Origin of the sequence: Yersinia vastinensis, assembly GCF_902726565.1 — a bacterium.
GTDB lineage: Bacteria > Pseudomonadota > Gammaproteobacteria > Enterobacterales > Enterobacteriaceae > Yersinia > Yersinia vastinensis.
Window position 1 is genome coordinate 1 of record NZ_CACVAF010000016.1, and the last position, 19,965, is coordinate 19,965.

Genomic DNA, 19,965 nt, shown 5'->3' on the forward strand with positions numbered 1-19,965 from the left:
TGTTAGGGCGCGGCTGGCAACAGAGCCTTATAGGCGCATATGAAAAACCTCCGGCTATGCCGGAGGATATTTATTTTGCCTAACAGAGTGATCAATTAGACGATTTTCCTGATCTTAAGAAACGAAACGCAGGGATATTTACCCCTTTGACAAAGATAAATGCCAGCAGCAAAGATCCCCACAATGCCATAGTGATATAGCTACTCACACCCATAATGTTTAGCCCACTTTCCAGCATTTGCAGTAGGAACAGCGCCAACACAATACCGAAAATCTTACCGAACCCGCCGTCAGGATTTACTCCGCCTAATACCGTCGCCAAAATAGTGATAAGCAGCAGTGACTCGCCATAGGAGGCTTTCGCTGAGTTCAATTTTGACATCATCAATAACGCAGCCACAGCGCACAGCAGTGATGAAATGACATACACCCAAATTAGCGTACGGCGCGTATTAATTCCCGAGAAGAATGTCGCCTTCTCATTGGAACCAGACAAATAGATTTGGCGACCTAGGGGGGTTTTAGCCAATATTAACCAGATAATTGTTGCTACTGCCGCGAACAGATAGAGCGGTAAAGGAATCCCAAGAAAATAGCTGCGATCCAGTGCCAGCACATAGTTGGGGAAGTTAGAAATAGCGGAGCCTTTGGATATGAGCACATTCACGCCTTTGAGCAAGGTCATGATGCCAAGTGTTGCCAGAATAGGGGAGACCCGGACAACCGAGATAAGCACCCCATTAATTAGCCCCACAACCAAAGCAACCGACGCACCAGCCAGCAACATCAATATCATTGAGCTGAATGTCGGCTCCAGATGAGTACAAACCCATGCCATGACCAGAGCACTGGCATTGGCGGTCGCAATAATGGATAAGTTAATCCCACCCGTCAGCATAGTGATAGCCATGGCCAATGTTAATACCCCTGCAACAGGGATTTGCGAAGCAATGGATTGGAAGTTAGCCGCAGACCAGAAAACCTGCGGAATCAGCACACTGAACACGACAGCAACCAACACCAGCAGTGCCACCAGCCAGCGTTCGGTATGATCACGTTGCGTTGTTTTCGACATGATTATATCCCTACCTTATGACGTTGGCCCCAGGCCGTCACACTGATACTGATGACAATGACCAGACCGATAACCACGGTATGCCAGTACGACGAAATACCCAGTAAATTCAATCCATTCTGCAATATAGCCAGTAAAATAACCCCCAGCAAAGTTCCGGTTAGGGTACCGCGCCCGCCGACAATACTGGTGCCCCCCAAGACCACCGCGGCCAATACTGTTAGTTCATAACCGAGCAATGAATCCGGCGCGACGGTTAATACGGTATAGGACTGTACGACACCGGCGATACCGGATAAAAAACCCATATAGCCATAGACAAACAGTTGTAGCTTGAGAATGCTGAACCCCATGCGTGATGCTGCTTCCTGATTGCCGCCCAATGCATAAATTTGGCGACCAATACTGGTGCGTGTCATCAGCACAGCGGTGACAATAATGGTGGACAGCAACGTCAGAATAGGCAGCGAGAGGCCATAGTCATAACCATCAGCCGCCGTGAAAGAGAACAACATTGGCCCATGTTCAAACCATTCTGGGTAGGTATATAGCCAGACCCCGCGGCTGAGATAGAGCAATAAGCCATAGAAAATATTCAGGGTAGAAATAGTAATAATGATGGACGGCACGCGCAGCCGATTAACCAGTAGCGCATTTATCAAGCCGAGCAAGAGACCAATACCGCCAGCCAGTGCGAAAGCTATCGGGAAATTACCGCCAAATTTCACAATCAGTGTCACCATGACATATTGAGAAATAATGGTCATGGCCGGGAACGAAATATCAATACCGCCAGAAATCAGCACGATAAATAAGCCGCAAGCCAAAATGGTCAGCATGGCGTAGTTATTTATCAAGTCATAAATATTGGCGAGGGTGAGAAAATCGGGGCTGGTGAAAGCAAGATAAGTCGAAATAATCAAGATAGTGAAAGCCAACATCACTTCATGGCGTTTCAGTTGTTCTTTATTGAATAGACCTGATTTAGCCACATCAGATTTATTGACTGCATGGGGGTTAGCCATTTACTACCTCCGCAATGGCTGCTTCGCTGCTGTTGCCTGGCAAGAACTCCTGCACAAGTCGCCCTGACCGCATGACTAAAATACGGTGGCTGTTAAAGTAAGCCTCATCAATCTCATCACACACCATTAATACTGCGATCCCCCGTGCAGCCAGTGCATTGATAATATTATAGATACCTGCTTTGTTCGCGATATCTACCCCCACAGTTGGGGAGTCTAGAATCAATATTTGCGGATCGGTTGCCAGCCACTTGGCAATGGCGATGCGCTGTGCATTGCCACCCGATAAGGTATTGACTGGCAAGTCGCTGTTACCGATTTTAATCGATAGGTGTTTAACCATATCTTCTACTAATGTATCGACTCGCTCGGTACGCATTAGATGGAAAGCATTTTTCAGCCGGTGCAATACGGTGGCACTGATGTTGTCACGAATCGATTGCTCCATAATCAGCCCAGTGCTCATTCGATCTTCCGAGACATACCCGACACCGGCTGCAATCGCATCACGGTTACTGGTAAAAATCATCGGCTCATCATTGATACGAATAGTGCCGGATTCTGGTGCGGTTAAACCAAATAGGCTGAGGCACAGTTCTGTTCGGCCAGAGCCAAGCAAACCAACCAGTGAGACAATTTCACCAGGGTGCAACGTCAGGGAAATATTGTGGTATTCGTTACCCCGAGATAACTCCTCCACCGCCAGCACCGGTGGACGGGCTGCGCTGTAAGGCGGTAGCACCTGAAAGTCAAACTTCATACCAGTCATCAACCAGGCCAGACGAGCGTCATCTACGTCAACTGCCGGGTAGGTGCCCACCCAATCGCCATCTTTCAGCACGGTAATACGGTCTGAAATTTCCAGCACTTCACTCAAGCGATGGCTGACAAATACTACACAGATATTGCGAGATTTAAGTTCATGCACCACCCGCAGCAAGCCGTTAACCTCTTGGCGAGTGAGAGAGGCGGTGGGTTCGTCCATGACAATCAGGCGAGCATCTTGCGCCAGCGCTCGGCAGATGGCGACCAGCTGCTTCTGCGCGATGGGTAAATTTTCAACCAATTCATCCAGATCAAGATGGGCATTAATACTGTTGATCACCAGCTCGGCAGTTTGCCGCATCTGGCGTTTATCAACCCACAGATGATGGTGATAATGGTTCATGGCGATATTCTCAGCCACGGTTAAATTTGGGAATAAAGATAAATCTTGATAAATCACCTGAATCCCTAAACGAACAGATTCAATGGGGGTCAGGGTCGAATAGGTTTTGCCATCGATAGTGATGGCGGCATCAACATCGGGCTGATAGACACCGGAGATAATTTTGATCAAGGTTGATTTACCACAACCATTCTGTCCTGCGAGGCAGTGAACCTCACCCGGCAGCAGGGTCATGGCAACCTTATTTAGCGCTTTAACGCCATAAAAGGTTTTACTGATATTTTCCAGGGTAATGAATGGCTGCATAGCTACATCCTCTTGATTCTGTTGGGTATTAATGACAGAGCCGGAAGTGGCTCCCGGCTCTGCGATAACACAAAGAATCAATACAGCGAGTCGACGTTATCTTTGGTGACCCGTAGCACATTGTGGAATTGAATCAGACGCTTATCTTGATCAACTTCTGCTTTACCCACCCCTGGAACGTCCATACCAGTCTCAATTTTTTCGCCTTTCAGCACTTTGTCAGCCACGGCTGTCAGGGCATAACCAGCTGAACCTGGGTCATAGGTCACACCCATGGCGATATCACCACTTTTAACCAGCGAAGCGGCTTGAGATGGGATCATCATACCGAACACATGGACGTTGTTTTTCGCGCGTTTTTCTTTCACTGCACGGCCTGCACCAATTGGGCCTTGTGAACCGAAAGCGACAATACCTTTCAAATCACTGTGCGCTTTCATCAAATCCAATGTAGTGCGGCGTGAATCATCAATGCTCTCAGCGACTGGCATACGGCTGGTCACTTCAAACATTTCTGGATAGTGTTCTTTCTGATATTTAACAAATAAATCTGCCCACAGGTTATGTTGTGGCACGGTCAGGCTGCCGACATAAATCACATAGCCGCCTTTGCCACCCATGGCTTTCGCCATTTCTTCCACGTTATCCGCAGCGAATTTGGCATTATCAATAATTTCGATATCCCAGTTAGCACTCGGTTGCCCTGGGGATTCGTTAGTGAGCACCACGATACCGGCATCGCGGGCTTTCTTGAACACCGGCTCCAGCACATCGGCGTCATTGGGTACAATGCTGATAGCACTGACTTTTTTAGCAATTAAATCTTCGATTATCTTAACTTGTTGCGGTGCATCCGTGCTGGATGGGCCAACTTGATAGGCTTTGATACCCAGATCTTTACCGGCGCGTTCCACACCTTCGCCCATACGGTTAAACCAAGGCATACCTGCAATTTTCGAGATATTGACCACTTCTATTTCTTGTGCCAGTGCGCTACCAGAGCACACCATCATGCTAAATAGGCTAGCGGCCAGTAAGGTTTTTACACTCAATTTTTTCATCTAAGGCTCCAAGAGCGTGTGTAGGTTGAGGTTATCGTTATTTCCTGATGCATTGGTGCAATATGTTTAACTCGTAATGACATGAGTTTTATTTATGTTTTTAAAAAAATGAAGATTTAACAGGAGCAGATTTTACATCTGCACTACATTTCCTGTAGGTGGACTCTAATACTCCGGCAGCTATTTTCCCCATATCTCTGAATGCTATTTACATGGACGAAATGGCTGCTTTCCCGGTTTGTGACTGAGGTCATGATTTTCAGCGGTAAGGCCAAGAGAATTGCACAGAAATGGGTATCAGAAAGCTAATAACATTGTTATTAGCATGGATATTTTGGTTTAGTGACAGAGAGACTATTGACGATAAAAAAGGCGAAATAAGGGCTTGATATGAACTAACGCACTCCGCCGGGCACCATCGCGAGTAGGTGCTGACGTGGGTAGTTTTGGGTGATGCCGCTTTGCTCTAGTTGCCAATAAAGTTTTTCTACATCATGGCGTTGGCGGTTTATTAGCAGGCCAACAATGCTGCCGCTATGGGCCACATTCAAACCATATAAATCTAACTCTTCGACTAACGCCAGCAGGGCGGCAAAATCGGGCTTGACCAATAAATGCTGACTGGCTTGCGCGCTAAGCGTAGTAGCCTGACCTAATAGTGAGCAATCTTGCTGCTTGGCGGCTTGCACAAAGAGTTGCCATGCCCGTTCCAAAGACGCGGCACCCGCCAGCAGGGCTGTCTGGCGATCACGACGATGATAGTCCTCGGTGTTGAGGATATGCGGGCTTTCTAGCAGCAGAATATCGACAGTAGGTTGCCAGCCATAAGAAATTTGTGTGGCAGCAGTCTGGTGGTCAAACAAGGTCAGTTGCCGAAATAGGGTGCTGTCGGTAGGTTCGAGGCTAACACACAACGCGGCAAGAGCAGCTTCATCGAGTGTTTCTCCCAAATGGCGAGCGGTTGCCAGCGCGGTGGCTGCAATATCTGCGGTGCTACTAGCCAACCCTTTGGCGACCGGAATAGAGGAGTCAAAACTGATATGTAAGCCACGGGCCATGTCCACAGGCAGCTCGAAATAGGCCAGCACTGCTGTCAGCATCTGGCGCATGCGAGGGCGTTCATGGTGACCTGGCATACCCTCAGTAACCGATACCGTGCTGAACCAGTTTATAGGGCAGGAAATTAGCTTTTCCCCCCCCAATATCCAGCCCTGAATCAATTCGCCACAGGAGGCGGGGCAACGGGCTTCAGCCATGGCCGAAAACCTGCTTCATCGCGGTTACTAGCTTCTGGTTATCCGTAGCACTCTTAATGGCTACTCGATAGTGGTCGCGGGTCAGACCTGGGTAGTTAGCACAATGGCGGATCAGAATATGGTGTTGTAATAATGCTTGTTGCAGGTCGATTTCTGGCCTCAGGCAGCGCAAGAACAGATAGTTTGCTGTGCCCCGCCACACTTGCAATGCCGGAATTTTACACAATGCCTGATACAGCCAGTGCTGCTGCTGTGCTAGCCATTGATGGGTGGCTTGAATATAAGGCTGGTCATCAAGAATAATCTCGCCAGCCAGTGCCGCAAAGGCATTGATAGTCCAAGGTTCGCGCTGCTGTTTCATCTGTTGGATCCCCGCCAGATCCCCGCTGAGTAGGTAACCTAAACGCAGCCCCGGAATGGCGAAAAACTTAGTGAGTGAGCGAAGCACATATAAACGTGGGAAGTCGGTAAGTTGTGGGATCAGTCCCGGTGCATGTGGCTGAAAATCGATAAAAGCTTCATCGACAATCAGGGCAATTTGGTGTTGATGACAACATTGCACAAGGGCTTGTAGCAGTACAGCATCAGGCATCAAGCCGGTTGGGTTGTTCGGTGTTGCCAGAAATAGGCAGTCAGGGCGCTGTTGTTCCAATGTGTTCAGTAAACGTTCATTGGGTTGATACCCCTCTGCTTCGCTCATTGCATAGTCATGAATCTGGCAACCCACCCGTTGCAGAGCGCGGCGGTATTCAGCAAATCCTGGTGTCAGTAACATTGCGCTGCGCGGCTGGAGATACTGCACTACCGCGTAAATCAGTTCAGTGGCACCATTTCCGGCCATGATATTTTCTGGCAAACAATGGTGAGCACGCGCCAGCGCACTGTGTAACTGGCGATATTCAACATCAGGGTAGTGTTCAGCACGCGCTAACTGCTCAACAATGGCCACTTTTAAAGACTCTGGCATTCCTAGCGGATTAATATTGGCACTGAAATCAATGATGTTCGCTGCATCTGTTCCAATTTTCAGTGCCATTTCCAGCACATTCCCACCATGCTCACTCATCGCTACGTTAAACCCTTATTTAGCTTGTGCGTTTAGAGTACCATAAGCGAGGGAATTGAGTTCAGCGACAACACTTCCGGCGTGAATGCCAATATCTCCCGCAGACGTACCACATCACCAATAACGATCAGGGCAGGGGCGGATAAACCTTGGGCGGCAACTTGATCTGCTAGCGTGATGAGTGTGCCACTGGCAACTTGCTGTTGCTGATGGCTGGCATACATCACCACGGCGGCAGGGGTCGTCGGGGCTTTACCACCAGCGACCAATTGTTGGCAAATCGTCGCCAACTGCGTCATCCCCATCAAAATAACCAGCGTGCCTTCCAGCTTGGCTAGTGTTGCCCAATCTTGCGGCTCATTGCCTTGGCGCAAGTGGCCGGTTATCACATGAAAACCGGAGGCATAATCCCGGTGAGTCACCGGGATCCCGGCGTAGGCCAAACCCCCTATGGCGGAGCTTATTCCCGGTACGACTTCAAATGGAATATTTGCCAGCGCCAGTGCCTCGGCTTCCTCCCCTCCGCGTCCGAACACATAAGGGTCACCACCTTTGAGCCGGACCACATTTAATCCACGCTGTGCGCAATCGACCAGAATCTGATTAATTTCCGGCTGTGGCACCAAGTGATGATTTGGATTTTTGCCCACATTAATCATTTCACAGCCATCTGGCGCTTGGGCTAATAGCTCGGCACAGACCAAGCGGTCATATACCAGCGCTTCGGCTTGGCGAATAGCCTGTAATCCTTTTACGGTGATCAGCGCTGCATCTCCTGGCCCTGCGCCCACCAACCAAACTTTCCCACTTTTCATATTGTCTCTCATTGTATGGCGAGAACCGGTTGTACCGGTTGATTCAGAGCCACGCGCAGCACATCACGGGCAATCATTAATTCTTCATTGGTATTGACGATGGCAATTTGCACTGGCGCATTATCCTGTTGAATAAAGAACTGATTTTTTGCGTTTTTTTCTTCATCCAGCGCAATGCCGAGGAAGGCCAGTTCGCGGCAAATTTGTTGGCGAGCATGGCGGGCATTTTCACCAATTCCGCCTGTAAAGATCAGTGCGTCTATCCCCCCTAATTGCACGATATAGCTGCCAATCACGGCACGAATTCGCTCGGCAAACAACTCTAGCGCGACGGCGGCACGGGGGTTGCCGTGACTGGCGGCGAGTTCCACATCACGGTAATCATGTGAGATACCAGAAACACCCAATAAGCCAGATTGATTGTTAATTAGATGGTTAATTTCAGCCGCGCTCTTACCTTCGGTTTGCTGAATAAACGGCAGAATGGAAGGGTCGATATCGCCGCTACGAGTCCCCATCATGATGCCTGCTTGGGGAGTAAAACCCATGGAGGTATTGATCGAGCGCCCATTGCCAATAGCACAGATGCTGGAGCCATTACCCAAGTGGCAGGAGACAATCCGCAAGGTTTCTAGTGGCCGACCCATGCGCTCGGCGCAGACTGTACTGACATATTTATGACTGGTGCCGTGGAAGCCATAACGGCGGATCCCCAGCTCTTCATAGTAGCGCCATGGCAGCGGGTAGAGATAAGAGGTCTGGCTAAGTGTTTGGTGAAATGCAGTATCAAATACGGCCACCGCAGTCGCGTGGGGCAGGGCATGTTGGAACACCCGAATCCCCAGCGCATTCACTGGGTTATGTAAAGGTGCTAATGTGCCAAGTTGCTCTATTTTATCCAGTACCTGTGGGGTGATTAGCACCGAATCGGCAAAAGCTTCACCGCCGTGGGCAACGCGATGACCTACACCACTAATTTCATCCAGTGAATCAATAATATTGTGTTCGATAAGCGCCCTAAGCAGGTGCTCGGCACCTTGGCGGCAATCAGCGATGGGTAAGGTTTCGCGCCATTTCACATCACCAGCCCGCAGATTAAATACGGCATCATCCATGCCGATGCGCTCAATCAGCCCCTGACACAGCACCCGCTCTTCACGTTGGCCGGTCTGTTCATTTGGCATAGAAAACAACTGAAATTTCAACGAAGAACTGCCGGCGTTAATCGCCATAATCTTACCGGGCATGCGACTCTCCAGAATAATTCAAATACGTTATAAGGTCAGTTAACCCTTCGCCGGTGAGCGCCGAGGTAACAAAAATATGTTGTGCGCCTGCTTGAGTCAGGCAATCCGCTGCCCAGTCCAGTTGGTCTGGGTGGCTGACAGTGTCGACTTTGCTGATGATGCCTATCACCGGTCTGTTGAAAACCTGTGCCAGCATGGGCGCAAACCAGCTCTGCGTGGCATCGGCGTTTTGCACCAATCCCACCACATCCGACTCGCAAGCACTGGCAAGCAACGCACTGTATAAACAGCGGTTTTCCAGATATTCACCCGGAGTATCAATGGCATTGTCCTGCCAGATAATGGATTGAGTTTTCTGGTAATTCAGCGCCTCTCCCTGCAAGCGCTGAATCAGTGAGGTTTTGCCGCACTGGCTGGGGCCAATCAACATAATGCGCTGCATGGCATCAGGTCCGAGTCATTGGGCAGGCGGTAAATTTCATCATGTCGCCCAAAGTGTGAATCACTTGTTTGAGTGCGTATTCCACCGCCGAAACATCGCCGGTAAACACCACCGCCCCAGTGAAACGGTCAATAAAACCAATCTCAACCGCACCCGATTTAGTGGCGATATCACTGGCAATAATGGAGGCTTCGCTGGGTGTAATGGTCAAAATGCCGATGGCACTGCTGACATCGTTTAGCCCCAATTTTTTATAAAGTGCCTTATTGGGGTTGGCTATCAGATGCGCGAGAGTTATCTGTTTGCCGGGAACATATTCTTGAATTACGCGCTCGGGGGTACTATTCGCTTCCATCATGCCTCCTGAATTAACTGACGCCACAGCGCCTCATGGGGGCGCGGGATAGTGGCGCTGTAAACCAATAACCCCTTCTCACCGGCGCACTGGCTGGCCACATCCACGGCAGTTTGCACATCGGCAATATCGCCACTGAGCACTTGATAACATTTGCCGCCGATGCCAAATGCCATATGAATGCGTACCAAGGTGACATTGGCGGCTTTGACTGCACGGTCGGCCGCGGTAATACAGGCCGCCACGCTCCAGGTTTCTACCACGCCTGCCGCTTGGCGGTTTTCCACTGGGTTTAGGCCGCTAATGGCTGGCAATACCGAAGGGTGGAGATTGGGAAGCACGATGCTATCGACTAATAAATGGCCGCTGTGCCGCTCACCATTTTGTACAGACTGACTGACGGCACCAATATCGCCTCCCACCATCAGCAGATACTTGCCGGGGCAGAGGGTTTTGCTTACCAGCAAATTGACGTTGGCACTTTTCAGCATCAGGTCGCAGACTTCCATCCCCTTGGCGATACTGCTTAATTCAACAATTCCAATGGCTTGTGACATGCCCATTCCTCTTTAAGAAACCCGTTCAATGGTGATGGCGCTGGTACTAATGGCGGTGACAACACCACGGATGCTGGCGTGCAGTGGTGCACCTAAGGCGTTATTCGGAATCAGCCCGATAAGCTGGCCCTGTTCGACGTGTTCACCTACGGTAACCATCGCTTCGGCGGCGGCGCCGATATGCTGGCGCAGTGGCAAAATGACCCGTGGTGGTAGGTAGGTATCCTCACTAAACGGGGCGGCCTGATACCAGTCGGTCAAGTCCAGCCGGGCGATGAGTCGGGATATCGGCACCATGCGGTAATTGGCCATCGGGTCGGCTTCGCGCAGTTCTCCTTGGTAGCGAGCGCCTTGTGCGCGTAGCTGGGTTTTCAGTAGGCGATTAATGCGCATTGGCGAGATATCCACCGGGCAGGCATAGCTTTCGCACACACCACATTCCGAACAAGTCAGTGCGCTGAGTAAGATGTCTGGGGTAGCGACTTGCTGATAGATAATCGCCCGCACCAACAGATGCGGCGGTAATTCATGGCCGATCAAGTGGCGTGGACACAGCTCAGTGCACATGCGGCACTGTTCACACACCGTACGGGCAATCGCGAGTACATCTTTATCGCTGCGTGCGCGGCGGGTGATTAACAGATGGTCGGCGGGCAGCACGAGCAGGCCCCCGGTGGTTTTGGTCACTGGCTGATCAAGGTCATGCAGAGCGTGACCCATCATCGGGCCACCATTAATATAGGCGGGATTATGTATGGTGACGCCACCGGCCAGCGCCAGCACTTCTCGCAGTGGCGTACCCAGTGGCACAGTTAATGTTACTGGCCGCGCCACGGCTCCATTCACTGTCAGGGTGCGGCGCGTGACCGGCCATTGCTGTTCAACCGCGCGAGCCACATTGAGCAGGGTTTGTACGTTATTCACCACCACGCCAATGCTGACGGGCAGGGCGGCAGGAGGAACCCTACGGCCGGTTGCCAGCCAGATAGTGATCACTTCATCACCGGCAGGGTAAACGTCGGGTAAAATATGCAGGCGAATCTGTGCCGGCAGCAGCGGAGTTAGTGCGGCAATCGCCTCTATATATTTGGCTTTCAGCGCAATAATACCTTCACGCGCACCCGTGGCGGTCATGCCATACAGTACGCCACGTACCAGCCGCGCAGCCTGTCGTGGGATCAATTGTTGATCCACTTTCAGCATCGGCTCACACTCAGCGGCATTAACCAGAAAAATCTCAGCCTGTGCCTGAAGCTTCACTGCCGTCGGGAACCCGGCCCCGCCAGCCCCGACCACACCTGCATCTCGTACCCGCTGCTGGATGGTGGCCGCGTCACAACGTGCCAATTCGCCATAGGCGGGGGGCGAGTGAAGTTGGGTGGCATCAGACATCTGAATATCACTCATAAAGCGCCTCGATGATTCCACGAATATCATTGTCGCTTGCCGGACGCGGATTGGTACGCAGGGTAACGTCTGCCAGTGCGGCGGTTATCATGTCCGGAATCCGTTGTTGTAATTGGCGCTCGTTCACTTTTATCGCCGCGAGAGGTTGGGGTATTCCGCACTGGCGTTTTAGCTGTTCAATCTGATGAATGAGCTGATTCACTGCACCACGGTCGTCCCCTTTTGCTGGACTGAAGTGACATATTTTCGCTAATCGGGCATAACGTTTACGCGCTCGCGAATCGGCGGCGTTAAAACGGATGACCGGCACCAGCAGCAGTGCATTTGCTAGACCATGAGCGATATGGAATTGCCCCCCCAACTGGTGAGCAATCGCGTGGTTAATGCCAAGCCCCGCTTGACTGAACGCCATCCCAGCCAGTGTTGAGGCATTGTGCATTTTGCCGCGAGTTATCAGGCAATCCCCTTTACGGCAAGCGGTTGGCAGATAACGAAATACTAGCTGCACCGCTTTCTCTGCCAGTGCGTCGGTAAAATCGCTGGCACGCGGTGACACGTAGGCTTCCAGTGCATGTGTCAACACGTCCAATCCGGTATTGGCGGTGATAACCGGCGGCACGGTTGCCACCAGCGCCGGATCCAAAATCGCAATGTCCGGATAAATTTCATCGTCAAATAGCGGATATTTAATGCTTTTTTCCGGATCACTTATCACGCAAGCGCTGGTAACTTCCGAGCCAGTGCCGCTGGTGGTTGGGATAGCAATACAGGTTTCTATCTCCAGCCCTTGCTTACGGCTAAACCAGACAATGGCTTTGGCGGCGTCCAGCGCCGAGCCACCGCCAAACCCGATCACGATGTCAGGATGCTGCGCATGCATTTGCTCAATGCCCTTGACCACAGTGGCGATGTTGGGATCTGGCGTGATATCGCTGAACAGGCTTATCTGGTTGTCTGCGGGGAGCGCTTGTTTCAGGCGATCCAATAATGGCGAGGTCGCCAAGAAGCCGTCGCACACAATCCATATTTTGCGCTGATGGAAACGTTGCAGCACTTTAAGGCTGCCTTCCCCGCTATAAATGCGTGTTTGCAGGAAAAAAGTCTTCATACGACCTCGCTCAGCGAATGGAGAAACCGTTGGTCAACACACAGCGGCGTTGACGTGCAAAGGTTCGCGCCGATGTGGTGCCTTCTCCGGTCGGGGTGGCGATGGTAAAGGTCGTAAAACCTTCGCCACCGACGCCAATTCCGGCATAAGATGGGCCGTTTTTCACAAAAATGGAGGTCTGCAAAAGGCGAGCTGCTAGATTCAGGCGCGAAACATTTTGTGAATGCATGGTCGCGGTGTGGTGTAAGCCCGCTTCCACTTGCAGTGCCAGCGTCAAGCCAGCATCAAAGTCCTTTACCCGAACGACCGGTAACAGCGGCATCAGTTGCTCGGTCGTGACGAGAGGGTCATCACCGGCCACTTCGACCAGTAACAGGCGCGGGGCTTTTGCTGGGCAAGTGAGTCCTGCCGCTTTCAGCAGCTCAGTTGGGCTTTTGCCGACCAGATTTTTATTGGCATGGCCTTGAGGTGTCAGACAGGTCTTGCGCAGGCTGTCGACCTCTTGCGGATCACTGATTAACAAAGCATCGAAAGCTTGCATTTGCTGCAATAGGCGGTCGGCGACACTCTCCACTACAATCAGACTTTTCTCCGCAATACAGGGCAGATTATTGTCAAATGAGGCTCCAGCCACGATATCCTGCGCCGCTTTTACTAACTCGGCGGTTTCATCCACTAGGCAAGGTGGATTTCCGGCTCCGGCACCAATCACTTTCTTGCCGCTTTTCATGCCCATGGCCACAATACCCGGCCCGCCGGTGATGGCCAGTAGCGCAATCTTGTCGTGTGCCATCATTTGCTGGGTGGCTTCGAAGCTGGGATCTTGCACGGTCACCACCAGATTGCGGATGCCGCAACTGCTGAAAACGATCTCTTCAATTTGAGCGATTAAATCCAGTGATACTGCTTTGGCTCCGGGGTGCGGGCTGAAATACACCGCATTGCCCGCTGCTAGCATGCTGATGCTGTTGTTGATAATAGTTTCTGTCGGGTTGGTGCTCGGCGCGACGGATCCAATCACACCAAACGGCGAATATTCGAATAACACCATGCCGCCATCGCCGGTTAAGGCCGTGGTCGATAGATCTTCAATACCGGGGGTGTTTTCCAGTGCGGCTTTGTTTTTCAGTAACTTATCTTCTTTATTTCCCATGCCGGTTTCGTTGGCACCGCGCTCAGACAAAGAGGCGAGCTGCGGTTTGAGTTGCTCACGGATAGCGCTGATAATGGCGCTGCGGGTTTTCATTGGGCTTTGCTGGTAGCGCAAAAATGCGCTGTGGGCGGCATTCACTGCTTCATCCACACTGGCAAAAATAGCGCTGGAGGCAGACGCAGGTGTGGGCGTCAGTTGCTCGGTGAGGATAGTACGAATGAGAGATTCAAGATCATGGGTATTCATTATTCATTCCTCAGATGTAAAGCCGATATGGCCGCTTCTGCTATGTGCATATCTTGTTCGACGCTACCGCCGCTAATCCCTAAACCTCCCACCAGTTGGCCATTGCGCCATAGCGGGTAGCCGCCACCAAAACTCACGACTTTGCCGCCGGTGCTGGCTTCGAGTTGGAATAGGTCGGCCCCTGGTTGAATGGCATGGCTCAGTTGGTGTGTGGCGGTTTTTAACGCCACGGCAGTCCAGGCTTTTTTCGGTGCCAGTTCGCTGCTCACCAGCAAGGTATCGGGCATACGGTAGGTCATGATCATGTTGCCGTGGCGGTCAGCCAGGGCCACGACTACCGCGATTTGTAATTTCATGGCAGCGTCGACGGCTAACTTAACGAGCTGATGGACATCAGAAAATCCGAGCCCAGTCGTCGTGGGTGATGCCGCTTTTGCAGCCATTGTGGGGTGTGCTTGCATCATTGATGCCTCAGTCGCGGCCAAATAACGAGCAACCACGGTTTGAGCTGTTTGTTGCAACTGCTGACGCTGGTCTTCATCGCGCGCCAGCGCATACAGGCAATCGGATAGCCGGTTGAGGTATTGCAATAACACCGGGCGTACCGAAATTTGTTCTGCTAATTCAATCAGCCGTCGTTCGCAGCGCCGTGCTAAAGTGCGGGCAAAATGCAAACGGCTACCCGCTTCAGTCTTTCCGGGTAGGATAAAACCGCGCACTGGCGGTAACTGTGCCATGCAGCGGTCAACGGCGTGTTCTAGGGCATGAATATCTTGTTCATTGATGCTTTTACGCCCAACCGGTGGCGTCTCAATACCTTCGCTGGCGAGTTCGGCACTGAAATAAAACAACTGATGCTGTACGGCATCAAGCAACTGAAGGTTTTCCTCGCCTTGTGTCGCACGAGCACACAGACTCAGCGCGGCATTCAGTTCATCCAAGGTGCCGTAGGTTTCTACCCGTGGGTGGGTTTTTTTCACCCGTTGACCAGTGAACAAGGCCGTGGTGCCTGCGTCGCCAGTTTTGGTATAGATACTCATAAAATCACCTGCTCAATCAGTAAGAACACTCATCGACAATGGCGACGATCGCCAGATCGATGGCATCATTCGGTTCAGCAAAGACTCGCCGAGCGCTGGAGCCGCCGGACAACAGCACCAGCTCGCCCTGACCCGCTCCCACTGAATCGACGGCGACTTCATCCGGCGTATTGCTGTCTGGTGGCAGTGAGCCATCACCGGCAACACGGCGTACCAGCAGCAGTTTTTTTCCAATCAGCGTCGGCGATTTTTGCGTTGAGACCACGGAACCTACCACTCTGGCCAGTTGCATGATTTACTCCTGCCTTAACAGTTGAATGTGACCGGCCGACAACTGGTCTTGTGCCAGCGATGTCACCAGTGTGTGGTGGTCAATGAGCAACCAGCCGGGGCTGAGTGTGGCAATATCGCGATAACTCAGCACCTTACCTGCATGAAACCGCACAGCTACGCCACGGCTATCACTGAAAGTCAGCGGGAAAGGGCGCAATGCCGCAGCGGGCAGTGCCGGCAGCAGTTGACTATGCAGGCTAATATGCACTTTCATCCCCCATGACCACGCTTCGTTCAGTGCAGCAACCGCAGGGCAACTTGTGTCGGATTGCGCCAAGCGGCAGATAAATGCCAAGTCCGGTAACATCAAATGCAGATTGGCATATTGCACGAATACCGCAGGATCCAGCCCGGCGCGCAGTTGAGGTAGCAGCAGGGCATGAACCCGGCGTTCGCGCTCAACTAACCGCGTGACAATCTGGCTGACCAGTTGCTCGGTTTGCGCCTGAGTCAGATTCATGGCTGCGTCGCCTGTGGTGGCGTTAACAAGGTGGCAAAAGCCGCTGGATCATCGGCACCTGCGGCATTGGCCTCGTCAGTATCGATGTGCATTTCCAGTTTCATTTGGGGTGAAACGCGGATAGCGACATCATCCATAATCAATCGGCGACCACTGCCTTGAATGGCAACCTGTACCCGGTCACCGTGCTTGACCCGATAGATAAGGGCATCTAGCGGTGACATATGAATATGGCGTAGCGCCACAATCACACCCTGAGACAATTCCAGCTCACCGTACGGGCTGACCAAACGGATAGCCGGTGTGTCGTCTAAATTGCCCGACATCCGCAGAGGGGCATTGATGCCTAAGGTACGGGCATCGGTGCGAGAAATTTCCACCTGGCTACGGCTGCGTAGCGGCCCTAAAATACGAACGTTTTTTAAGCTACCCTTTGGTCCAACCAAGGTGACCGTCTGCTCGGCGGCAAACTGGCCGGGTTGCAGCAGGGCTTTTTTCTCGACCAGTGGCTGGTCTGGGAACAATTGTTGGTAGTCCTGCACCGAAAGATGCAGGTGTCGATTGGAAACCCCAAGCGGGATCGGACGAAGACGCATTTCGTCGAGGATCTTACTGACAACGGGCTCCAGTAACGCTTTTTCCATCAGACTTTTCCTCGTTTACCCAAGTGGATACAGCGAAAGCGAGGCTCGCCTTTATGGCGTCGGCAAGCCGGATCGAGACAGAGATTGCAGCTCACGTGCGGCGCTACTGAAGCCTCACTCTCCTCCATGCTGTTTATTTCCGTGCGGCTTTCCGCACTAGAGGGGGCCTCTGGCGCATCATCGCTGGCGCTATCCGCCAGTTGTGGGGCATCGGTTTCTTCCGTCTCCTCAATAATGAGGAGGGTTTCCACTGCCGGTTCGACCACCGCCACCTCAACCGCAGGAGCCTGCCAATACGCCATCAGCGTATCTGCCGGGCGAGCCAACACTGAGCGGGAAACCAAACCATGATGCTGTTCGGCAAAGGCGGCACCGGTACTGATTGCCGCCTGTACAGAGGCCACATCACCGGTCAGGCGGATTAACATCCAGCCAGAGCCGTTGGTTTTTTCTATCCCAATCAGGTTGACGGATGCCGCTTTTGCCATGGCATCCGCCGCGCCGATCGCCAGCGCTAGACCGCTAACTTCAAGTAAACCCAGTGACGTTTTCACGCTGTGCTCCTCTTCTTGCCCTTAGGCAGAGGTCGGTAAAATGGCTTCTACATCGCTATGTGGACGTGGGATCACATGGCAAGATTTCACTTCACCCACCGCGCTGGCTGCTGCAGATCCAGCATCAACCGCTGCTTTTACTGCGCCGACATCGCCGCGAACCATGACAGTGACCAAACCGGAGCCGATTTTTTCGTATCCCACCAGTTGTACGTTGGCAGACTTGACCATGGCGTCAGCCGCTTCAATAGCAGCGACCAGACCTTTGGTTTCAACTAAGCCCAATGCGTTGTTCATATTTCATTTATCCTTTTATGGGTTATGGCGATAACTTAAACGGTAAACCTTTCACCAACCGGGCGGCGTTATTACCAAGCCGCCGTAATTGATCTTCGTCTTGTGCCCACGCTTGCCTAAATAGCGGGTTGGTGGGCGGTAAATTACGGAAATGCACCACGACTTCATCGGCAGAACCTGCCAGCCCTACCAAGAGCGGAGAACGGGTGGCCGCCTGCCAAGCGCGCTGTATCGCATCACCGTCATCGTCTTGTTGCCAGCACCAAGGAATGCCTTCTTCCTCTATGCCCAGTAACACTTGATGCCAAACGGTCTCCAGTGTTTGCGCGGTCCGGCTTATCACGATGGCGGGGGTATCGTTGGTAAAGTTCATCAGTCACTCTCCCGCTGATAAGCTAGAATCAGCCCGGTTGCCACCGCATTGCGCGGGCCTTCACAAGCGCGAATATTGCCGCGGCCAGCCACCAGCTTGTAATGGGAGAGGGCGTCTGTGACTAATTGCGGAATTTCAAAGTCCAGCGAAGAGCCGCCGACCAGCACCACGAAGGGGATATCGCGGATATTGCCGGTCGGGCTGACTTGGCGCAGGGCGCGTAACGCATTGGTCACAAATACCCGCTCTTTTGCAGAACGTCGGATATTGCGCACTTTTTCCAGTGCGTAATCACCCGGCAGTGGCACCAGACCTTCCGGCTTGACGACCACCAATCGGGCAAAAACTTCTGGTGGCAGCGGTTGTGGGAAAAACTGCACACTGCCGTCCTCGTGGCGCAGGTGGAATAGACTTTCCACTTTTGCCAGCGGGTATTTTTTGATGTCTTCAGCCAAATAGCGGTCTTGGAGATCCAGTTCGGAGGCAATGATCATCGTGACCATGTCTCCGGCACCAGCCAGATGTGTTGCCACAATTTGACCTTGGGCATTGATGATGGAGGCATCGGTAGAGCCGGCCCCTAAATCGAGAATGGCGAGTGGTCGTCGTGTCCCTGGTGTGGTCAACGCACCGAGAATAGCGGCTTCGGCCTCCGCTCCACCAACCTGCACATCAATACTCAGAGTCCTCTCGATTTCACTGGCGATGTGCGCCATTTGCAGACGATCAGATTTCACCATGGAGGCAATACCCACCGCCTGTTCGAGTGAGAACTCTCCCGCCAGACCCCCAATAACATTGACTGGCACGGCAGTATCAACAGCCAGCAAGTCTTGAATGAAGATTTCATTGGTGGGTTTGTTGGTCAGTTCTGCCATCGTTTGGCGCACGTGTTCGAGCATGCCGCCGATGTTGGTGCCGGGTTCGCCGCTGACATTATCCAGATGCCGAAAACTGTTCACTGCCGTCATAATGGTCTCGCTGCCGGTGGCAACATCCACACGAACAGTGCGACCTTCAGCAAACAACTCCAGATGGCCAGCGGGAATAGCACGAGCTTTAACATCCCCTTCGGGTGTTTTAACGACGACCGCTGAACGGGTGCCTATCAAGGCGCGTGCCACCGGAACAATGTTTTTGGTTTCTTCGGCACTGAGTTCAAATACTGTGGCAATGCCATAAGGGTTAGAGAGGGTTTCAATCACTTGACCCGGCATAGCAACTTCAACCGCCGCCAGCATGCCCATAGGGATGCGGTCGATATGCAACACCTCATCGACAATAGGTAATGGGTGGTTTAAGCGGTTGCTGACCAGTACGCCATCATCTCGCTGCAAGATAATCGCAGTGATGCGGTATCCGGCACCATTTGCGGCGTTGACCACGGCGGCGACATCAGCAAAATCGACTGCAGAGGGCACGACCAGAATGTAAGGTTGGGCAGGGTCACGTGTTACCAGCTCATCAAGGGTGATAGTCAGCCCGACCCCTAACCCTAGTCCGCCGGGAGTTTTCGGGTTGTGACCGATCATAGTGGATTCAGTGATTATGGTTTCAGTGATGGTTTCCATCGCCACATCACCAATTACCGGGGTCGCCTCATTGATGCGGATCAGACTGATATCACTGAGCGTGATTCCGGCCTTTTCCACCAACATGTTCAACGCCTTATTGATGCCGAAAATGTTGCGCTGTGTTCCTTTGACACCGGTGGTCTCCGTCAGGGTGCTGGCAACAAATTGCAACTGACCGTCAGCTGCACATTGCGCCAATGCCACTTCTGTTGATGAGTTACCGATGTCCACACCTGCTATGTAACGCATTTCCCCTCCCTCAAATACCCTTTATCTTTCAATTTGCAGCGATGTTGGCCGCACTCGTGACTTGGCCTATCCTTGGGGCTTGCCGCGGCAAGCAGCGTTCAAATCTGTCCCCGGTAGATTTGCCCCCCAGTCACTGACTTGAGTCAGCTTCTGG

Annotated in this window: 22 protein-coding genes; all 22 read right to left on the reverse strand. The window is 52.2% G+C overall.

The annotated features are described in order from the left end of the window. Positions 1-91: 91 nt before the first annotated feature. Positions 92-1,075 (reverse strand): ABC transporter permease, encoded by a 984-nt coding sequence (locus tag HUZ92_RS18615; protein ID WP_050098521.1) that lies wholly within the window; start codon positions 1,073-1,075, stop codon positions 92-94. 2 nt (positions 1,076-1,077) lie between these two features. Continuing rightward, the gene (locus HUZ92_RS18620) at positions 1,078-2,100 is read right to left on the reverse strand and encodes an ABC transporter permease (RefSeq protein WP_145579701.1); all 1,023 of its coding nucleotides are present in this window, start codon (positions 2,098-2,100) and stop codon (positions 1,078-1,080) included. Then, positions 2,093-3,574, reverse strand: a complete 1,482-nt coding sequence (locus HUZ92_RS18625) for a sugar ABC transporter ATP-binding protein (RefSeq protein WP_050098519.1) — start codon at positions 3,572-3,574, stop codon at positions 2,093-2,095. Before HUZ92_RS18625 ends, HUZ92_RS18620 begins: the two co-directional genes overlap by 8 nt. A 77-nt stretch (positions 3,575-3,651) precedes the next feature. Continuing rightward, complete coding sequence (locus tag HUZ92_RS18630; RefSeq protein ID WP_230678331.1) at positions 3,652-4,587, reverse strand: autoinducer 2 ABC transporter substrate-binding protein; 936 nt, start codon at positions 4,585-4,587, stop codon at positions 3,652-3,654. A 443-nt stretch (positions 4,588-5,030) separates the two neighbouring features. Next, positions 5,031-5,891 carry a GHMP family kinase ATP-binding protein gene (locus HUZ92_RS18635; protein WP_050098517.1) on the reverse strand — a complete coding sequence of 287 codons (861 nt, stop codon included), beginning with the start codon at positions 5,889-5,891 and terminating at the stop codon, positions 5,031-5,033. Further along, entirely contained in the window at positions 5,884-6,957 is a 1,074-nt protein-coding gene (gene cobD / locus HUZ92_RS18640) for a threonine-phosphate decarboxylase CobD (protein ID WP_050098516.1), read from the reverse strand. The genes HUZ92_RS18635 and cobD overlap by 8 nt, the downstream gene beginning before the upstream one ends. A gap of 32 nt (positions 6,958-6,989) precedes the next feature. Continuing rightward, positions 6,990-7,772, reverse strand: a complete 783-nt coding sequence (gene cobA / locus HUZ92_RS18645; RefSeq protein ID WP_050098515.1) for a uroporphyrinogen-III C-methyltransferase — start codon at positions 7,770-7,772, stop codon at positions 6,990-6,992. A gap of 8 nt (positions 7,773-7,780) precedes the next feature. After that, positions 7,781-9,019: an acetate/propionate family kinase gene (locus HUZ92_RS18650; protein ID WP_128451089.1), complete on the reverse strand. Its 1,239-nt coding sequence runs from the start codon at positions 9,017-9,019 to the stop codon at positions 7,781-7,783. Further along, positions 9,009-9,461, reverse strand: a complete 453-nt coding sequence (locus HUZ92_RS18655) for a EutP/PduV family microcompartment system protein (RefSeq protein ID WP_050098512.1) — start codon at positions 9,459-9,461, stop codon at positions 9,009-9,011. The genes HUZ92_RS18650 and HUZ92_RS18655 overlap by 11 nt, the downstream gene beginning before the upstream one ends. 4 nt (positions 9,462-9,465) lie before the next feature. Continuing rightward, positions 9,466-9,816 carry a propanediol utilization microcompartment protein PduU gene (gene pduU, locus HUZ92_RS18660; RefSeq protein ID WP_005157716.1) on the reverse strand — a complete coding sequence of 117 codons (351 nt, stop codon included), beginning with the start codon at positions 9,814-9,816 and terminating at the stop codon, positions 9,466-9,468. Next, complete coding sequence (locus HUZ92_RS18665; RefSeq protein ID WP_050098511.1) at positions 9,816-10,373, reverse strand: BMC domain-containing protein; 558 nt, start codon at positions 10,371-10,373, stop codon at positions 9,816-9,818. The genes pduU and HUZ92_RS18665 overlap by 1 nt, the downstream gene beginning before the upstream one ends. A gap of 12 nt (positions 10,374-10,385) precedes the next feature. After that, complete coding sequence (locus tag HUZ92_RS18670) at positions 10,386-11,780, reverse strand: 4Fe-4S dicluster domain-containing protein (protein ID WP_050295474.1); 1,395 nt, start codon at positions 11,778-11,780, stop codon at positions 10,386-10,388. Next, a complete protein-coding gene (locus tag HUZ92_RS18675; RefSeq protein ID WP_050098509.1) occupies positions 11,773-12,888 on the reverse strand; it encodes a 1-propanol dehydrogenase PduQ in 1,116 nt (371 codons plus the stop codon). Before HUZ92_RS18675 ends, HUZ92_RS18670 begins: the two co-directional genes overlap by 8 nt. 10 nt (positions 12,889-12,898) lie before the next feature. Next, entirely contained in the window at positions 12,899-14,287 is a 1,389-nt protein-coding gene (locus HUZ92_RS18680) for an aldehyde dehydrogenase family protein (RefSeq protein ID WP_050098508.1), read from the reverse strand. Continuing rightward, positions 14,287-15,327, reverse strand: coding sequence for a cob(I)yrinic acid a,c-diamide adenosyltransferase (locus HUZ92_RS18685; RefSeq protein WP_050098507.1), 1,041 nt, complete (start codon positions 15,325-15,327; stop codon positions 14,287-14,289). The genes HUZ92_RS18680 and HUZ92_RS18685 overlap by 1 nt, the downstream gene beginning before the upstream one ends. A 16-nt stretch (positions 15,328-15,343) precedes the next feature. After that, positions 15,344-15,619, reverse strand: coding sequence for a EutN/CcmL family microcompartment protein (locus HUZ92_RS18690; RefSeq protein WP_004699362.1), 276 nt, complete (start codon positions 15,617-15,619; stop codon positions 15,344-15,346). Between the two features lie 3 nt (positions 15,620-15,622). Next, on the reverse strand, positions 15,623-16,120 hold the full coding sequence (pduM, locus tag HUZ92_RS18695) for a microcompartment protein PduM (protein ID WP_050098506.1): 498 nt from the start codon (positions 16,118-16,120) through the stop codon (positions 15,623-15,625). Beyond that, a complete protein-coding gene (locus HUZ92_RS18700) occupies positions 16,117-16,764 on the reverse strand; it encodes a phosphate propanoyltransferase (RefSeq protein WP_050140733.1) in 648 nt (215 codons plus the stop codon). The genes pduM and HUZ92_RS18700 overlap by 4 nt, the downstream gene beginning before the upstream one ends. Further along, the gene (locus HUZ92_RS18705; RefSeq protein ID WP_050098503.1) at positions 16,764-17,318 is read right to left on the reverse strand and encodes a BMC domain-containing protein; all 555 of its coding nucleotides are present in this window, start codon (positions 17,316-17,318) and stop codon (positions 16,764-16,766) included. The genes HUZ92_RS18700 and HUZ92_RS18705 overlap by 1 nt, the downstream gene beginning before the upstream one ends. 21 nt (positions 17,319-17,339) lie before the next feature. Next, positions 17,340-17,615 carry a propanediol utilization microcompartment protein PduJ gene (pduJ, locus tag HUZ92_RS18710; RefSeq protein ID WP_004090424.1) on the reverse strand — a complete coding sequence of 92 codons (276 nt, stop codon included), beginning with the start codon at positions 17,613-17,615 and terminating at the stop codon, positions 17,340-17,342. Positions 17,616-17,637: 22 nt separating this feature from the next. Then, a complete protein-coding gene (locus HUZ92_RS18715) occupies positions 17,638-17,988 on the reverse strand; it encodes a glycerol dehydratase reactivase beta/small subunit family protein (protein WP_050098501.1) in 351 nt (116 codons plus the stop codon). After that, on the reverse strand, positions 17,988-19,811 hold the full coding sequence (locus HUZ92_RS18720; protein WP_145579702.1) for a diol dehydratase reactivase subunit alpha: 1,824 nt from the start codon (positions 19,809-19,811) through the stop codon (positions 17,988-17,990). The genes HUZ92_RS18715 and HUZ92_RS18720 overlap by 1 nt, the downstream gene beginning before the upstream one ends. Positions 19,812-19,965 lie beyond the last annotated feature (154 nt).

Excerpts from the sequence above, each read along its gene's own strand:
- HUZ92_RS18655 (WP_050098512.1), bottom strand. The coding sequence starts at position 9,461 with ATGCAGCGCATTATGTTGATTGGCCCCAGCCAGTGCGGCAAAACCTCA.
- pduM (WP_050098506.1), bottom strand. The coding sequence starts at position 16,120 with ATGAATCTGACTCAGGCGCAAACCGAGCAACTGGTCAGCCAGATTGTC.
- HUZ92_RS18625 (WP_050098519.1), bottom strand. The coding sequence starts at position 3,574 with ATGCAGCCATTCATTACCCTGGAAAATATCAGTAAAACCTTTTATGGC.
- pduU (WP_005157716.1), bottom strand. The coding sequence starts at position 9,816 with ATGGAAGCGAATAGTACCCCCGAGCGCGTAATTCAAGAATATGTTCCC.
- HUZ92_RS18620 (WP_145579701.1), bottom strand. The coding sequence starts at position 2,100 with ATGGCTAACCCCCATGCAGTCAATAAATCTGATGTGGCTAAATCAGGT.
- HUZ92_RS18635 (WP_050098517.1), bottom strand. The coding sequence starts at position 5,891 with ATGGCTGAAGCCCGTTGCCCCGCCTCCTGTGGCGAATTGATTCAGGGC.
- HUZ92_RS18700 (WP_050140733.1), bottom strand. The coding sequence starts at position 16,764 with ATGGAAAAAGCGTTACTGGAGCCCGTTGTCAGTAAGATCCTCGACGAA.
- HUZ92_RS18720 (WP_145579702.1), bottom strand. The coding sequence starts at position 19,811 with ATGCGTTACATAGCAGGTGTGGACATCGGTAACTCATCAACAGAAGTG.
- HUZ92_RS18685 (WP_050098507.1), bottom strand. The coding sequence starts at position 15,327 with ATGAGTATCTATACCAAAACTGGCGACGCAGGCACCACGGCCTTGTTC.
- pduJ (WP_004090424.1), bottom strand. The coding sequence starts at position 17,615 with ATGAACAACGCATTGGGCTTAGTTGAAACCAAAGGTCTGGTCGCTGCT.
- HUZ92_RS18680 (WP_050098508.1), bottom strand. The coding sequence starts at position 14,287 with ATGAATACCCATGATCTTGAATCTCTCATTCGTACTATCCTCACCGAG.
- HUZ92_RS18675 (WP_050098509.1), bottom strand. The coding sequence starts at position 12,888 with ATGAAGACTTTTTTCCTGCAAACACGCATTTATAGCGGGGAAGGCAGC.
- HUZ92_RS18650 (WP_128451089.1), bottom strand. The coding sequence starts at position 9,019 with ATGCCCGGTAAGATTATGGCGATTAACGCCGGCAGTTCTTCGTTGAAA.
- cobA (WP_050098515.1), bottom strand. The coding sequence starts at position 7,772 with ATGAAAAGTGGGAAAGTTTGGTTGGTGGGCGCAGGGCCAGGAGATGCA.
- HUZ92_RS18665 (WP_050098511.1), bottom strand. The coding sequence starts at position 10,373 with ATGTCACAAGCCATTGGAATTGTTGAATTAAGCAGTATCGCCAAGGGG.
- HUZ92_RS18630 (WP_230678331.1), bottom strand. The coding sequence starts at position 4,587 with ATGATGGTGTGCTCTGGTAGCGCACTGGCACAAGAAATAGAAGTGGTC.
- HUZ92_RS18670 (WP_050295474.1), bottom strand. The coding sequence starts at position 11,780 with ATGAGTGATATTCAGATGTCTGATGCCACCCAACTTCACTCGCCCCCC.
- HUZ92_RS18615 (WP_050098521.1), bottom strand. The coding sequence starts at position 1,075 with ATGTCGAAAACAACGCAACGTGATCATACCGAACGCTGGCTGGTGGCA.
- HUZ92_RS18715 (WP_050098501.1), bottom strand. The coding sequence starts at position 17,988 with ATGAACTTTACCAACGATACCCCCGCCATCGTGATAAGCCGGACCGCG.
- cobD (WP_050098516.1), bottom strand. The coding sequence starts at position 6,957 with ATGAGTGAGCATGGTGGGAATGTGCTGGAAATGGCACTGAAAATTGGA.
- HUZ92_RS18690 (WP_004699362.1), bottom strand. The coding sequence starts at position 15,619 with ATGCAACTGGCCAGAGTGGTAGGTTCCGTGGTCTCAACGCAAAAATCG.